A 16,450-nucleotide genomic window follows, 5' to 3' on the forward strand; every position below is an offset into this window, starting at 1 on the left:
AGTGGTCCGGTATCAGTTATCGAGCTTGTCGATCTTGGACTGGATATCAGCCAGTTGCTGTTTCAAAGCGATGATTTCGGCGTCTTTATCGGATGTCGATTCCGTCGATCCATCACTGGTCTCTCCATTATTGGACTGACCAAGACTCAAGGCCTTTTCAAAAACGCCGGCAAGCGGGCTTGCTTTCAGCGCATTCTCGACCGCCTCCTGAAATTGTTTCTGGTTCTTGACCGCCATCTGACCCAACGGATTTTTGTTAAGTGCGCCTTCAACAGCCTCCTGAAACTGTTTCTGGTTTTTCCGAAAATTATCCATCGACGCTTCAAGATAGGATGGCATCAACGACTGCATGCTATTGCCGTACATAGAGATAAGCTGCCGCAAAAATTTTACCGGAAGCATCTGTTTGCCACTGCTTTCCTCGTCGACGATAATCTGGGTCAGCACGTTATGCGTGATGTCTTCGCCAGTCTTGGCGTCGACGACGATAAAGTCCTGATCCTTGCGAGTCATCTCGGCAAGAAAGTCGAGGGTAATGTAACTGGACGTCTCGGTATTGTAGAGCCGCCGATTGGCATATTTTTTTATGGTGATCGGATCGCCTGGATTGCTGTTCTTAGACTTGGCCATATCAGTTCCCGATAGGTTGTAATTGCTGAAGGTCTTAATGGCCTTCTAACCATCAATTATTAAATGTTGCACAAGCACTAAACCTATTTGTGCATTGCCGCAACTTCTGTTGTTGCGCAGCATTTTTGTGCAGCATTTTTTGTTTGTGCAATTGCGTAGGTTGGAGTGGCTTATGGTCTGTTAAACCCAGTAGCGGGACAGCCGGCTGCCCAGGCCGGTGATGAGTTCATATTGCGACAATCCGGATTGGGCCGAGGCCACGCGCAGATCATAGTCGCAATCGACCCAATCGCCCTCTTCCAGATCAGGGACGTTGGTCAGGTCGATAGCGATCAAGTCCATCGAGACGCGGCCGAGCACTGGCAGTTCCCTGCCTTCATGGCGGAAGAGGCCTCGATCCGAAAAACCGCGCAGATAGCCATCGGCATAGCCCATCGCCAGAATACCAACGCGATGTTCCCGCTTCGCTATATATCGCGCGTTATAGCCAAGCTTATCCCCGACATGGAGAGTCCGGACCTGGAGAATTTCTGCCTGCGGCGTCGCTACCTGGCGGATCACCGCTGCCAACTCGGGTCGCTGGATGCCGCCATAAAGAGCAAGACCCGGGCGAGTGAGATCGAAATGATAGTCGCTGCCCAACGCGATACCAGCGCTGTTCGCGAGACTCGTTCGTTGATGCGGCACGAGTTCCAACGCCGCAGTGTACTCGGCCAACTGGTCACGGTTTTGCGGTCCGTCCTCATCGGCTGAGGCAAGATGGCTCATTGCCAAATCGATCGACATCCCGGAGAACAGTTCCAGGTTAAGGTCTGCAACATTTAGCCCAAGCCGGTTCATGCCGCTGTTGATCATGATATCGCACGGCCGGTTGGATGACTGCCACCGATTCACCTGATCGACGCTGTTGAGTACAGGCTTGGCGGATGACTGCAGAGCGAAAGGCATGTCAGCATCGCGCACGCCATTGAGGACAGACACGGATGCCTTGCCAGCGGTCAGATCTTCGATCTCTCTCGCTTCCTGCCAATTGGCAACGAAGAAATCTTCGCAGCCGGCGTCCATCAGATGGCGCACGACATCACGCGCACTCAGGCCATAGCCATTGGCTTTCACAGCCGCACCAGCCTTTGCTTTGCCGGACAGATGGTCCAGCGCCTGCCAGTTTGCCGTGAGGGCCGTTCTATCCAGCCTTACGCTGGCGGTGGCTGGTATCGCCGGTTTCTTTTCACTCATGAAACGAGCGATAATGACTTTATCAGGCTTCGTCGAGCGCCGCTTCAGGATCACTGGGAATGCCCCACCAAGCGACGATGACGCCGAAGGCAACCACAGCCCAGGTGTACCAGAGGCCGGCATAGATATCGCCGGATCGCGCAACGATGTAGCCCGCAATCAGCGGCAAGAAGCCGCCCAGATAACCTGCCCCGATATGATAGGGTATCGACATGGAACTGTAACGGATTTTGGCGGGAAACATTTCCGACAGAAGCGCCGCAACCGATCCATAGGTCATGGCGCTCAAGGCACCTAAAACCAGCAAAATGGCGACGATGCCCAATATGCTCACGATCCCCGGCTGCTGCTTGGAGAAATCATAGCCATGAGCAGTGAGCGAGTCGCGAATACCGCTGCTTCTGGCATTGCCGTCCTCGAGCCAAGCGGGGTCAATCGCGATGGGTTCACCACCGGCACTCAGTCGCAATTCACTGGCGTCGGTGAGAGTATAGGACACCCCTGCGGATATAAGAGTCTCCAGAATTTTACCGCAATCGCTCTGCTCACGACTGAACAGCTCCGAAAAAGGATCAGTGCTGCAAGCATGGCCCTCGATCCGGACCGGGTTCGCCTCGGCAGCCTCCGTCAGTCCGGGATTGGCGAGTTGGCCCAGGCCCCAAAATGCCGGAAACAGCATTAATAACGAGAGCAGTGCACCAACGACGATCGGTTTTTTTCGCCCGACCCTGTCAGACCATTTTCCGACGACAAGATAGAAGGACATCGCGATCAGACCGGAAACGAACAATATGATTTCGACGGTGCGGGCTTCCATGTTCATCGGCCCTCTCAGAAAGGACATGCCGGAGAAAAACGCGGTGTACCAGATTGTCGTAAGCACACCCGTGATGCCAAAAAGCGCCACAAAAATCCGCTTCTTGTTTCCGGGATAAGTAAAGCTTTCCACAAAGGGATTTCCGGCCGTCTCACCCGCCGCTTTCATCGCCTGAAAGACCGGGCTTTCATTCAGCTTCAGCCGCATCCACAATGAAATAGCAAGCAGGATGATCGACAGAAGAAACGGCACCCGCCATCCCCAGTCGTTAAATGCCTGTTCCGGGATCAGGAAACGACAGGACAGGATCACACCGATCGACAAAACAAAGCCACCGGCGACGCTGGCCTGGATATAACTCGTGTAATAGCCCCGTTTTTCCTTTGGAGCATGTTCCGCAACATAAATTGCTGCCCCGCCATATTCCCCTCCGAGCGCCAGCCCCTGCAATATCCGCAGGAAGATAACGATCAGCGGAGCCGCAAGCCCAATCGTCGCTGCACTGGGTATGAAGCCGACCCCCGCAGTCGCGATACCCATCAGGGTGACGGTCACAAGAAACGTATATTTCCGCCCCAGCTTGTCGCCGAGAAAACCAAAGAGGATGGCACCAACAGGGCGGAAGCCGAAGCCAATCGCAAAGGTCGCCCAGACCATCAGGACTTCAAGTGTGGGATTACCGCTGGGAAAGAACGTCGGGCCGATGATGTAGAAGAGCGTGCCGTAGATGAAAAAATCATACCATTCAAAAATGGTTCCGGCGGAAGAGGCCGCGATGACGAGACGAATTTCTTTCTGCGTCGGCTCGCGCTGCCCCGCCATTGCAACTTCACTGGCCATTCATTGCCCTCCCAAAGGCGACTGCTACTCCAGTTCGAGTATCACGGCGTCGACGGCAAGACTATCCCCTTGTGCGGCTTCCAGCGATTTGACCACGCCATTTTTTTCCGCGCGCAGGATGTTTTCCATTTTCATCGCCTCGACAACCGCGAGCGGCTGGCCTTCAACAACCGTGTCGCCGACCTCGACATGCAGGGCAACCAGCAGGCCAGGCATCGGGCAGAGCAGATATTTGGACAGATCAGGCGGTATTTTCTCGATCATATGTTTCGCATGCTGCGCCACATGAGCCGGCAGAATCCGTGCCTTGTGGGTCGCGCCATGGCTGTTGAGCGCAAATCCGTCTGCAGTCTTGGCAATCTTCACAGACAACGGCTTGTCATCCACCTTGGCGAGGATCAGACTGTCACCAGGGGTATATTCCGTCGACAGATTGACCTCTTGGCCATCGACCGTAATTTCTTCTTCGGAAATCGACACGTCCATGATCTTGTCGCCGATCTTGACCTGCCAGTCCGACGGAGGATCCAGTCGCTTGCCGAGCTGATTGTCGACGCGGCGGGCGCGATCGGCATGCGCCGTGGCAGCAAAGGCGCCGATGGCAGCCAGATTGCGCAGCAGTTCATCGGATGCCGGCGCACCCTGGAAACCGTCGGGATATTCCTCGGCAATGAAATTGGTCGTAATATTGCCTTCACGGAACCGTTCGTGCTGCATCAGCGCCGAGAGGAAATCGATATTATGACCGGGCCCCTTGATCTCGAAACGGTTGAGCGCATCGATCTGGCGGTCGATCGCCTCGATCCGCGTTTCGCCATAGGTGATCAGCTTGGCGATCATCGGATCGTAGAAGATCGAAACTTCGCCGCCTTCGGCAACACCATCGTCAACGCGGATGCCGTCTTCGGCTTCCGGCGGGCGGTATTTGACCAAGCGGCCGGTCGACGGCAGGAAGCCGCGATAGGGATCTTCAGCGTAAACTCGGTTTTCCACGGCCCAGCCTGTCAGCGTAACATCATCCTGGGTCAGCGGCAGCTTCTCGCCGTAGGCGATGCGGATCATCTGCTCGACCAGATCGAGGCCAGTGATATATTCGGTGACCGGATGCTCAACCTGCAGACGGGTGTTCATTTCGAGAAAATAGAAACTCTTGTCGGCCCCGACGATCAGCTCGACCGTACCGGCGCTGTAATAGCCAACGGCCTGCGACAGAGCGACGGCCTGCTCGCCCATCTTCTTGCGCATTTCGGGATCAACGAACGGCGACGGCGCTTCCTCGACCACCTTCTGGTGGCGGCGCTGGATCGAACATTCACGCTCGCCCAGATAGATGACATTGCCATGCTTGTCGCCGAGCACCTGGATCTCGATATGGCGCGGCTGTTCGATGAATTTCTCGATAAATACGCGGTCGTCGCCAAAGCTGGCAAGCCCTTCGCGCTTGGTCGCTTCAAAGCCTTCGCGGACATCCTGTTCATTCCAGGCCAGGCGCATGCCCTTGCCACCGCCGCCGGCGCTGGCTTTCATCATCACCGGATAGCCGATATCCGAGGAAATCCGCACGGCATGTTCGGTATCGTCAATCTCGCCAATATGTCCGGGAACAACGCTGACCCCGGCCTTCTCGGCCAATTTCTTCGACTCGATCTTGTCCCCCATCGCGGCAATCGCGTTTGGTGGTGGCCCGATGAACGCAATATCATTGTCCGCCAGTTCCTGGGCAAAGCTGGTCCGTTCGGACAAGAAACCATAGCCGGGATGGACCGCTTCCGCGCCAGTATCCTTGCACGCCTGAATGATCTTCTCGGCGATCAGATAGGATTCCGCTGCAGGCGATGGACCGATGTGAACGGCTTCATCCGCCATCTTCACATGAGGGCTGCGCGCATCGGCGTCGGAGTAGACCGCAACCGTCTTGATGCCCATTTTCTGGGCGGTACGAATGACCCGGCAGGCGATTTCACCACGGTTTGCAATCAGGATTTTCTTGAACATAGTTTATTCAGCTGCCTCTAGTTGATTTTCTCTTGGCTCGGCTTCCATCGGAACAAGGCCGAGCTTTGCAAACATAGCTTCGTCGGCATCGTCTCCGGCATTGCCGGTGGTCAGCAATTTATCACCGGTGAAGATGCTGTTGGCTCCAGCGAGGAAGCACAAAGCCTGCGTACTTTCCGACATGCTTTCGCGGCCGGCGGACAAGCGCACCATTGACGCGGGCATGGTGATGCGCGCCACTGCGATCGTGCGGACAAATTCGATGTCGTCGATCTTCGCCAGCGGCGTATCGGCGAGCATGTCGCCCAGCACCGTGCCTTTGACCGGCACCAGTGCATTGACCGGCACGCTCTCGGGGTGCTTCGGCAAAGTCGCCAGAGCATGGACAAAGCCGACCCGGTCTTCGCGGGTCTCGCCCATGCCGACGATGCCGCCGGAACAGACGTTGATGCCGCTGTTGCGAACATTCTCCAGTGTTTCGAGCCGGTCGTCGAAGGTGCGCGTGGTGATCACCTTCTCATAATGTTCGGGCGAGGTATCGATATTGTGGTTGTAATAATCCAGCCCCGCCTCGGCGAGCATCTGCGACTGTTCCTTGGTCAGCATGCCGAGCGTCATGCAGGTTTCCATGCCCATCTGGCGGACGCCCTGCACCATCTCGATGATCGCCGGCATATCGCGATCCTTGGGATTGCGCCACGCCGCGCCCATGCAGAACCGCGACGATCCGCGATCCTTCGCCTGCGCCGCGGTCTGCAGCACAGTGCGGACGTCGAGCAATTTCTCTGCCTTCAGCCCGGATTTCGCGCCAGCGGACTGGTTGCAATAGCCGCAGTCCTCAGGACAACCGCCGGTCTTGATCGACAGCAGGGTGGAGAGTTGCACCTGCCCTGCCTTGTGGTTGGCGCGGTGAACGGTAGCGGCCTGAAACACCAGATCGTCAAACGGCAGTTCAAACAGCGCAGCTATTTCCTCGCGGGTCCAGTCGTTGCGGACTGCGTCCCCTGCCTGCTCTGGTGCAGGGCGTTTTTCGTCCAGACTCATTCCGCTGCTTCCTCTTCGGGAGGCATATTATGCCCCAGCAATCTCAAAATATCAGCCGCACATTCCACAATATTGCTGCCTGGTCCATAGATTCCGACGACGCCGCTGTTCCGCAGAAATTCGTAATCCTTTGCCGGAATGACTCCGCCGGCGAAAACTTTAATATCGCCGCGACCTGATTCTTTCAGCAGATCGATCAGTTCGGGAATTAGCGTCTTGTGGCCGGCTGCCAGACTGGAAGCGCCGACGGCATCGACATCCTCCGACAAAGCCAATTCAGCGGTCTCTTTCGGGGTCTGGAAAAGCGGGCCGGAAATCACGTCAAAGCCCATATCGGCAAACGCGCTGGACACGACATTCGCTCCGCGATCATGACCATCCTGCCCCATCTTTGCGACCAGGATCTTGGGTTTGCGGCCCAGTCGCTGTGACACGGCGTCCACGCCCTCTATCACCATCGCATAGCGAGCATCGCCCTCATAGGCAGCGCCATATATGCCTTTGACTGGCGTCGGTTGGGTCTCATAGCGCCCAAACACCGCTTCCATCGCGTCGGAAATTTCGCCAAGCGAGGCACGCTGGCGAGCGGCATCAACGGCGAGCGCCAGCACATTGCCGCCGCCTTTCGCGCCTTCGGTCAACGCCTTGAGCGCAGCCTGACAGGCTGCTTCGTCTCGCTCTGCCCGCATTTTCTCGAGCCGTGCAATCTGCCCCTGGCGGACCTTGGCATTGTCGATATCCAGGGTTTCCATCGGATCTTCTTCGGGCAACCGATATTTGTTGACGCCAACGATCACCGCATCGCCCTTGTCGACCGCGGCCTGCCGTCCGGCTGCCGCTTCCTCGATCATCGCCTTCGGCCAGCCATCGGCGACCGCCTTGGCCATACCACCCTCTGTATTGACCTTTTCGATAATCTCCCAGGCCTTTTCGACCAGTTCATCGGTCAGCGCCTCGATATAATAGCTGCCGCCAAGCGGATCGACGACCTTGGTTATTCCGGCTTCTTCCTGCAGCACGATCTGCGTGTTGCGGGCGATCCGGGCGGAAAAGTCGGTCGGCAGCGCGATCGCTTCATCCAGCGCATTGGTGTGCAAAGACTGGGTTCCGCCTAATGTTGCCGCCATCGCCTCGATCGTCGTGCGTATTACGTTGTTGTACGGATCCTGCTCGGTCAGCGACACTCCGGAGGTCTGACAATGGGTGCGCAGCGTCTTCGAACGTTCGGACTTCGCACCGAGCTCGGTCGTCACCCGATACCAGAGGGTCCGCGCCGCGCGCAGTTTCGCCACTTCCATGAAGAAGTTCATACCGATGCCAAAGAAGAAGCTCAGCCGTCCGGCAAAAGCATCGATGTCCAGGCCCGTTTCCATCGCCTGCTTGGCATATTCGCGGCCGTCGGCAATCGTGAATGCCAGCTCCTGCACCGCCGTCGCCCCGGCTTCGTGCATATGATAACCGCTGATCGAAATGCTGTTGAACTTCGGCATATGCTCGGACGTGTAAGCAATAATATCGGAAATGATCCGCATGCTCGGTGCCGGCGGGTAGATATAGGTATTGCGGACCATGAACTCCTTCAGAATGTCATTCTGAATAGTGCCCGAGAGCTTGTCCTGTGAAACGCCCTGCTCTTCTGCCGCAATGATATAGAAAGCGAGACAGGGAATGACCGCTCCGTTCATCGTCATCGACACCGACATTTCGTCGAGCGGAATCTGGTCGAACAGGATTTTCATATCCTCGATACTGTCGATGGCGACACCAGCCTTGCCGACGTCGCCGACCACGCGTGGATGATCGCTGTCATAACCGCGATGCGTTGCGAGATCGAAGGCCACCGAAAGCCCCTTCTGCCCCGCCGCCAGATTGCGGCGATAGAAGGCGTTGGATTCCTCGGCAGTCGAAAAACCGGCATATTGGCGGATCGTCCATGGCCGCCCGGCATACATGCTGGCCTTCACGCCGCGCGTAAATGGTCCAAAGCCGGGCAATCCGGGATCAATCCCCTGTCCGCTGACATCCTCCGCCGTGTAGAGCGGTTTTACATCAATACCCTCCGGGGTTTGCCACGTCAGGTCCCGGCCTTTGACTTCCTTGTCAGCCAGTTCCTGCCAATCCTTGATCGTCGGTTTATCGGTCATATCTGCCCTGTGTAAAAATATTCGGCGTTAATAGTTATCAATGGCGAGACTGTCGAACCCCACCCGTCAATATAGGTCTTCCGCTGATATCCTCAGAACTGAAGGATATCATTCACCTTTAAATTCCGTCTTGCGTTTCTGCAAAAACGCGATCGCGCCTTCGCGGGCATCCTTGCTGTCTCCAGCAATCCGCTGCCCTTCGGCCTCGCGCACCAGTGCGGAAGCATAATCGCTTTCCAGGGCCGCCGCCAAATTCTGACGCATCACGCCGAGAGCCACGGTCGGGCCTGCAGCCAAGCGCTTTGCGAGTGTGTTGGTTTCTTCCATCAAGGCGTCGTCTTCAACGCATTTGTAAATCATTCCCCAATCTGCGGCTTTTTCGCCGGGAACCTTCTCACCCAGCAGCATCATTTCGGTTGCCCGGGCCTTGCCAACCAGACGGGTCAGCATCCACGAAGCACCGCCATCCGGCACGAGACCGATATTGACGAAGGCCTGAAGGAAATAGGCAGATTTACTGGCGATCGCAAAGTCACTGGCCAGCGCAATCGAACAACCCACGCCCGCGGCAGGACCATTGACGCCGGTGATGGTCGGGATGTTCAGCTTGGCCAGTTTCAGCATCAGCGGGTTATAATGCTGATTGAGCGCTGCATAGCTGCCCTGCCCGCCCGACAAGGCACTGTCATTCTTTGCCTGTAGATCGGCACCCGCACAAAAAGCCCGGCCTTCACCGGTAATCACGACGGCGCGCGCGTCTTCAAGCTTGTCCAGCGCCACGTAGATATCATCCGCCATACCCAGCGAACAAGCGTTCAAGCGCTCTGGTCTGTTGAGCGTGATCGTTGCCACCTGGTCGGCGATGTCCAGTTTGATGTTCTCGAATTCCATATTCGGTCCTTTTGAATGGTTGGTCATCCTGAACTTGTTTCAGGACCCCCTCGAGATCCTGACACAGGTTCAGGATGACGAGTTTAAGTTCAATGCCCTTTGGGCGTTTCCATAATTTCGGTTAGCATCCCGCCCATATCCTTGGGATGCACAAAAAAGATAAGCGTTCCGTGCGCTCCGATCCGTGGCTCGCCCAGGACGCGCTTACCCATCGATTCGAACTCCGCCTTGGCCGCATGAATGTCGGGCACCTCGAAGCAGATATGGTGTTGGCCACCGAGTGGATTCTTCGTGAGGAATCCGTAAATCGGGCTATCTTCGCCCAGCGGTTCGATCAGTTCGATCTGGGTGCCGTTCGTCGGCCCCTCTGCCGGCGTATCGACAAAACAGACTTTCACGCCCTGTTCCGGCAGGTCAAACGGCTCGCAAATCGAGGTTGCGCCCATGACATCACGCCAGTGGGCGATGCTGTCGGTGATCGATGGCGTAACAACGCCGATATGGTTCATTCTTCCGAGTTTCATCTAATGAGCCTCTCCATGCGGGAATATTCGGTGAACAAGCGGGGCGATAACGGCGCCGATGGCGACGCCCAACACGCCCGACAAAATGGCAAATATGATGCTGTAAAGCGTTCCGGCGATGGCCTGCGGAGCCTGGGTCACCAGCGGGATAGACAGCGATTTAATCAGGTGCTCCGGCGCGTGCCAACCGAGCTCGGCAACATTATGGATCAACAATCCACCGCCGACCCAGGCCATGGCCAGCGTGCCGATAACCGATATGGCGGCCAGCAGCTTCGGCATCATCTTGATCAGCCCTCGACCAACGGACGCAACAATACCTTCATTCTCTCTCGCCAGATGCAGGCCGATATCATCCATCTTCACGATCAGCGCAACCGCACCATAAACACCGACGGTGATTACCACCGCGATCAGCGCCAATATAATCGCCTGCTGCCACCAGACCTGCTCGGTCACTTCCGAAAGCGCGATCGCCATGATTTCGGCGGACAGGATCAGATCGGTGCGGATCGCGCTCGATACCATCTCTGCTTCGCGGCCAGGGCCCTCGTCCAGCGCGGGCTTTTCGTGCTTGTTGGTCTCGTCGATATGGAACAGTTCCAGGACTTTTTCGGCGGCTTCATAGCTGAGGAACAAACCGCCACAAATGAGAATGACCGGGATCAAAAATGGCGCAAATTGTCCTAAAACTACCGCAGCCGGTAGTAAAAAGAGCAATTTATTCCGGAACGAGCCCTTGGTAATTTTCCAGATCATCGGCAATTCGCGCGCCGGCGAAAAACCCGTCATATATTGCGGTGTCACCGCCGCATCGTCGATTACCACGCCGGCGGACTTGGTGCCCGCACGCGCTGCGGCAGCACCGATATCATCCACCGATGCGGCAGCGACTTTCGCAATGGCTGCGACATCATCGAGAAGGGCTACTAGGCCTGTGGGCATTAGAGGCTTCCAGTCATTGTGTTATTTCGCCTTCCAACGCCGATCCTGAGCAAGCCTGATAAAACTCGATCCCTATATCCGTTAGCGCAACTAGATCCACCCAAGCGGGCTGATTAGCCATCAATGGAATTGAAACTCGCACAAACTTAAAGATTCTTGATCGTTCTAGGATTTCTATGGAAAGACGATTGTCCGAATACCATTTTTTGGTTGTCATTCCCCAAACGAGACCATTGCCTTTATCCTCCGGAATTGCCCATGCATAAGTTCTAATAGGTACGGGAATGTTAGGGTTTTCGAAATGTTGATGCACGAAATTGATATTATCTCCCGTAAGCGGAAACTTTTCGATTACGCGATTTAGCAACCGATCCTGAACCAGCGGACCAAGCTTCCTGGCGGCCGCTCGCTCGGAAGCCGGCAAATGTTCGACTTGTTGTCGATAGTAAGCAACAAATTCTTCCAGTACGTTCGCCTCGTTCGGGCCAATCATGGCCATAATATCCGAAAATACAGCCTGGACATTGGTTTCGACCTGCCGCGAGCCCGCGGAAACAAAAAGATTCGCCCACCACTGAGTTATTCCGTCATTCTCCTCCGAAAAAGACGCATCAATGATCATTTTTGTAAGCAAGCCAGGCTTAATAGGGCCAATCTGAATATTGCCTTCCTTAGCAAGGGTTTCAGCTCGGTTAAAGATCGCGGGAACGCGAGACTCAAGGTGCGCTTTCAAGCCTCCACCAATAGCATCTGCGCTTGGACCAAAGACCTTATTCGCAAACCACCCTAAACCGACGAGCGCAGCTGTAGAAACGGGCTCAACCATGAGCCGTGTTACAACGGAATATTATCATGCTTCTTCCACGGATTCTCCAGCTGCTTGTTGCGCAGCTTCCGCAGCCCCAGCGCCACCCGGCGGCGGGTCGAGTGCGGCATGATCACCTCGTCGATAAAGCCCTTTTGCGCCGCGATAAACGGGTTGGCGAAGCGGGCCTCATATTCGGCGGTGCGTTCGGCGATTTCTTCCGGCGTCTTGCCGCGGAAGATGATTTCGACCGCGCCCTTGGCGCCCATCACGGCGATTTCGGCGGTCGGCCAGGCATAGTTGAGATCGCCGCGCAGATGTTTGGAGGCCATCACGTCATAGGCGCCGCCATAGGCCTTGCGGGTAATGATGGTGATTTTTGGCACCGTCGCTTCGGCATAGGCAAAGAGCAGTTTTGCGCCGTGCTTGATAATGCCGTTATGCTCTTGTGATGTGCCGGGCAGAAAGCCGGGAACGTCAACCAGAGTCACAATCGGAATATTGAACGCATCGCAATAGCGGACGAAACGCGCCGCTTTCTTGGAAGCATTGATATCGAGGCAACCGGCGAGGATCATTGGCTGGTTGGCGACCACACCAACGGTGGCGCCTTCCATCCGGCCAAAGCCGCAAATGATATTGCCGGCATGGGCTGGCTGGACTTCAAAGAAATCACCCTCGTCGAGCATCTTGCGGATGACTTCGTGCATGTCATAGGGCTGATTGGCATTGGCCGGGATCAGCGTATCGAGGCTTTCCTCGAGCCGGTCCCAGGGATCGGCGGTCGGCCGTTCCGGCACGTCCTCTCGGTTAGACAGCGGCATGAAATCGATAAAGTCGCGCGCCGCGAGCAGTGCCTCGATATCATTTTCATATGCCACATCGGCAACGCTGGTCTTGGTCGTGTGCGTTACCGCGCCGCCAAGCTCTTCCTGCGTCACGATTTCGTTGGTCACCGTCTTGACCACATCCGGGCCGGTGACGAACATATAGGAACTGTCCTTCACCATGAAGATGAAGTCGGTCATCGCCGGCGAATAGACCGCGCCGCCAGCACAGGGGCCCATGATGAGGCTGAGCTGGGGGATGACGCCGCTGGCGAGGACATTTTTCTGGAACACGTCAGCATAGCCGCCTAGCGAGGCGACGCCTTCCTGGATCCGGGCCCCGCCGCTGTCATTGATGCCGATGACCGGCGCGCCGACCTTCATAGCATTGTCCAGCACCTTGCAGATCTTTTCGGCATGGCGCTCGGACAGCGAACCGCCGAAGACGGTGAAGTCCTGTGAGAAGACATAGACAAGACGGCCGTTGATCGTACCGCTACCGGTTACCACGCCATCGCCGGGGATATGCTGCTCGTCCATTCCGAAATCGACGCAATTATGCTCGACATACATATCGATTTCTTCGAACGACCCTTCGTCGAGCAGGATATGGATACGCTCACGGGCGGTCAGCTTGCCTTTTGCATGCTGGCTGTCGATCCGCTTTTGCCCGCCGCCCAGCATGGCTTCGGCGCGTTTGGCTTCCAATTGTGCGATAATGTCTGACATGTATCCCCCGGCTGTGAATCACTTGGTTTGGAATGCCCTAGTCAATGCACAGCCGGTTAGGCAATCGTCAATAGTAATTAATCGTGCGATTAAACGTGAGCTTTGGCCGCCTGTGCCGTAGCGTTATCTATTTAAATAGCACCAATTCCTCAGCCATACTGGGGTGCAGGGCTACGGTATCGTCAAAGGCCTGTTTGGTAAGGCCTGCCTTCACCGCAATGGCCGCCGCTTGCAGGATCTCGGGTGCATCGGGGCCGATCATGTGCAGGCCGAGGATTTTCTCGGTCGGATGCTCGACGATCATCTTGTAAAGACTGCGCTCGGCACGGTCCGCAAACACGTTGCGCATGGCCCGGAAATCGGAGGAGTAGACTTTGATGTTTCCGTATCTTTCGCGCGCCTCGCCCTCTGTCAAGCCGACCGACGCGATCGGCGGTTGGGAAAAAACCGCGGCCGGGATATTGTCATAATCGACGGTGCGCGGATTGTCACCGAACACCGTATCAGCAAAGGCCTGCCCCTCGCGAATGGCGACCGGAGTCAGCTGCACCCGATTGGTCACATCACCGACAGCGTAAATATGGTCGACATTGGTCTTGCTATATTCGTCGACCTTGATCGCGCCGCTATCGTCCGTTTCAACGCCTGCTGTTTCAAGGCCAAGGCCGTCAATCTTTGGCCGACGGCCGGTCGCAGCAAGCACCACGTCAGCGCGGACCGGGCGGCTTGTCCCATTCATATAGACATCCAGCGAGCCATCGTCCTGCTTTTCAATCTTGTCGAACGAGCACTGAAATTTATAGTTGATACCCTTTGCTAGCGAGATCTGGATCAGCCGATCACGGATGCTCTCGTCATAACCGCGCAATATGATATCCGACCGATTGACGACCGTGACATCGCTACCCAGACCGTTGAAAATGCCTGCAAACTCGTTGGCGATATAGCCGCCGCCGGATATAATCACGGTCTCCGGCAGCTTTTCGAGATGAAACATCTCGTTCGATGTGGACATATGCTCGCTTCCTGGGAACTCCGCCACCGCAGGCCATGCCCCGACCGCGATCAGTATAGTCTTCGCGGTTACGGTCTTGCCGCCGGCCAGCTTGATCTCATGCGGACCAGTCAGTTCCGCCCGTTCCAGGATAATCTCGACGCCATGATTTTTGAGCGTATCGGTATAGGCATTGTTCAGCCGATCGACGTCTTTCAGAACATGATCGCGCAGCGTCAGCCAGTCGAATTTGGCATTTTCCCAGGTCCAGCCGAAATTTTTGCCGTCTTCGAGTTCTTCCGCAAAATGCGATCCATAGACCAACAGCTTTTTCGGCACGCAGCCGCGAATTACGCAGGTGCCGCCAACACGATATTCTTCGGCAACAGCAACCTTTGCGCCGTAGGACGACGAAACCCGCGCAGCACGCGTTCCTCCGGAACCTGCCCCGATAACGAACAGGTCATAATCAAATTCAGCCATCAAAATTTCCTCGTTCTCAGGGTCCAAAGGCCCGTTTTTTTAGTTCTTCGGTCGATTCATCCAACCGGTTACCGTCGTCAGCAGCCAGCTTGTTGGCCATTTGCTTGCCAAGCTCCACGCCAAACTGATCAAACGGATTGATGTTCAACAAAACGGCATTCACGAATGTCCGATGCTCGTAAAAAGCAAGGAGCGCACCCAGTGAACGTGCTTCCAATTCTTCCATTAATATGGTGACCGACGGTCTGTCACCCGGATAGTTTCGATGACTGTCATCGGAATTTTTACCCGCCATGAGCGCCGCCCCCTGGGCAAAGCAGTTCAACAGCAGACCGTTATGATGCGCAGGATCCAGGGAATCACCAGGTTCCACCACCGCCAGAAACTCGACCGGGACGAGATGACTGCCCTGATGGAGCAACTGAAAAACTGCGTGTTGAGCATCTGTGCCAACACCGCCCCAGACAACCGGGCTGGAATGCAAGGATAGCGGTGCGCCTTCGATGGTCACCGACTTCCCGTTACTCTCCATTTCCAGTTGCTGCAGATAGTCTGGAAGGAGCCCCAATCGCTCGTCATAGGCAAAGACAGCGCGGGTCTGACAGCCACGCACTTGCGCATAATATTGATCGGCAAAAGCTGCGATCACCGGAATATTGCTTTCCAAGGGTGTATCCTGGAAATGCCGATCCATCGCCGCAGCTCCGTCGAGCAGATCAGCAAAAACATCATAGCCGAGCGCAAGCGCAACACTGAACCCTATCGAGGACCACAGCGAGTAGCGCCCTCCCACGGTTTCGGAGAAAGGCAATATGCGGGTCTCGTCTATGCCCCATTTCACCGCTTGTTCCGGGTCGGCCGTTAGCGCAACCACCTGCCCCAACGGATCATCGAGGCCCTGCTCCCGCATCCAATCGACTACCGACTGGGCATTCAGCAGCGTCTCGGCAGTGGTAAAAGTTTTGGACGCAATCACCAGCAAGGTCTTGGCTGGATCAAACCGCTCCAGCACCGGTTCCAGAGCGGCGCCATCGATGTTGGACACCACTGCGAGCTCGTATTTTTCATCGCCCAGTTTGAGTGCCTGATGCAGCATTTTGGGTCCCAGCGCCGACCCGCCTATCCCAAGATGGATGATCTGGGTAAATTCACCGATCGCACCGGAATCAATGATCTCAATCAGACTTTTCATGCGTTCGTGTAATGCATGGGCGTTGTCGACGCTGGCGGGGTTGCCGATGCCACGCTCCGCGCAATGTTCCGCAGCCCGACCTTCACTTACATTGATAAGCTCTCCAGAAATCAGCGCATTGGTTTTAGCCGACAGTTCAAGGTCATCTGCCAGTTCAGCAAAAGCCTGAACGACGTCACTATTCAGGTGGGTTTTTGAAAAATCGAAATAGAGACCCTTTTTGTCAAAGCCGAGCTCTGCAACCCGGTTGCCATTGTTTTCAAAGAGCTGATTTAGCGAAACCTGGGGGAGTTCGCGAATCTTGCGCCAATGGTCTGAAGTCATTCTGTCATCCAATCTGTTGCATCTGAAGTT

General features: G+C 55.8%; 13 protein-coding genes. All 13 read right to left on the reverse strand.

The annotated features are described in order from the left end of the window. Window positions 1-12: 12 nt before the first annotated feature. Complete coding sequence (phaR, locus tag ACN0WW_RS09305; protein ID WP_417611729.1) at window positions 13-630, reverse strand: polyhydroxyalkanoate synthesis repressor PhaR; 618 nt, start codon at window positions 628-630, stop codon at window positions 13-15. A 180-nt stretch (window positions 631-810) separates the two neighbouring features. Next, window positions 811-1,866 carry an alanine racemase gene (alr, locus tag ACN0WW_RS09310; protein WP_417611731.1) on the reverse strand — a complete coding sequence of 352 codons (1,056 nt, stop codon included), beginning with the start codon at window positions 1,864-1,866 and terminating at the stop codon, window positions 811-813. 22 nt (window positions 1,867-1,888) lie between these two features. Beyond that, window positions 1,889-3,523, reverse strand: coding sequence for an MFS transporter (locus ACN0WW_RS09315; protein WP_417611733.1), 1,635 nt, complete (start codon window positions 3,521-3,523; stop codon window positions 1,889-1,891). A gap of 24 nt (window positions 3,524-3,547) precedes the next feature. Further along, window positions 3,548-5,518, reverse strand: coding sequence for an acetyl-CoA carboxylase biotin carboxylase subunit (locus ACN0WW_RS09320; protein WP_417611735.1), 1,971 nt, complete (start codon window positions 5,516-5,518; stop codon window positions 3,548-3,550). Between the two features lie 3 nt (window positions 5,519-5,521). Next, a complete protein-coding gene (gene bioB / locus ACN0WW_RS09325) occupies window positions 5,522-6,562 on the reverse strand; it encodes a biotin synthase BioB (RefSeq protein WP_417611737.1) in 1,041 nt (346 codons plus the stop codon). Next, a complete protein-coding gene (scpA, locus tag ACN0WW_RS09330) occupies window positions 6,559-8,706 on the reverse strand; it encodes a methylmalonyl-CoA mutase (RefSeq protein WP_417611739.1) in 2,148 nt (715 codons plus the stop codon). Before scpA ends, bioB begins: the two co-directional genes overlap by 4 nt. Before the next feature lie 108 nt (window positions 8,707-8,814). Continuing rightward, the gene (locus tag ACN0WW_RS09335) at window positions 8,815-9,597 is read right to left on the reverse strand and encodes an enoyl-CoA hydratase-related protein (RefSeq protein WP_417611740.1); all 783 of its coding nucleotides are present in this window, start codon (window positions 9,595-9,597) and stop codon (window positions 8,815-8,817) included. An 89-nt stretch (window positions 9,598-9,686) separates the two neighbouring features. Beyond that, the gene (gene mce / locus ACN0WW_RS09340) at window positions 9,687-10,121 is read right to left on the reverse strand and encodes a methylmalonyl-CoA epimerase (RefSeq protein WP_417611742.1); all 435 of its coding nucleotides are present in this window, start codon (window positions 10,119-10,121) and stop codon (window positions 9,687-9,689) included. Further along, complete coding sequence (locus ACN0WW_RS09345) at window positions 10,122-11,066, reverse strand: DUF808 domain-containing protein (protein WP_417611744.1); 945 nt, start codon at window positions 11,064-11,066, stop codon at window positions 10,122-10,124. Between the two features lie 13 nt (window positions 11,067-11,079). Next, window positions 11,080-11,892 (reverse strand): Abi-alpha family protein, encoded by an 813-nt coding sequence (locus ACN0WW_RS09350; protein WP_417611746.1) that lies wholly within the window; start codon window positions 11,890-11,892, stop codon window positions 11,080-11,082. 8 nt (window positions 11,893-11,900) lie between these two features. Continuing rightward, complete coding sequence (locus tag ACN0WW_RS09355) at window positions 11,901-13,427, reverse strand: acyl-CoA carboxylase subunit beta (RefSeq protein ID WP_417611748.1); 1,527 nt, start codon at window positions 13,425-13,427, stop codon at window positions 11,901-11,903. 127 nt (window positions 13,428-13,554) lie between these two features. After that, the gene (gene gor / locus ACN0WW_RS09360) at window positions 13,555-14,904 is read right to left on the reverse strand and encodes a glutathione-disulfide reductase (protein WP_417611750.1); all 1,350 of its coding nucleotides are present in this window, start codon (window positions 14,902-14,904) and stop codon (window positions 13,555-13,557) included. 16 nt (window positions 14,905-14,920) lie between these two features. After that, window positions 14,921-16,420 (reverse strand): glucose-6-phosphate isomerase, encoded by a 1,500-nt coding sequence (gene pgi / locus ACN0WW_RS09365; protein WP_417611752.1) that lies wholly within the window; start codon window positions 16,418-16,420, stop codon window positions 14,921-14,923. Between the last annotated feature and the right edge of the window lie 30 nt (window positions 16,421-16,450).

Origin of the sequence: Parasphingorhabdus sp. (genome assembly GCF_048269865.1) — a bacterium.
In the GTDB taxonomy this organism is placed as follows: domain Bacteria; phylum Pseudomonadota; class Alphaproteobacteria; order Sphingomonadales; family Sphingomonadaceae; genus Parasphingorhabdus.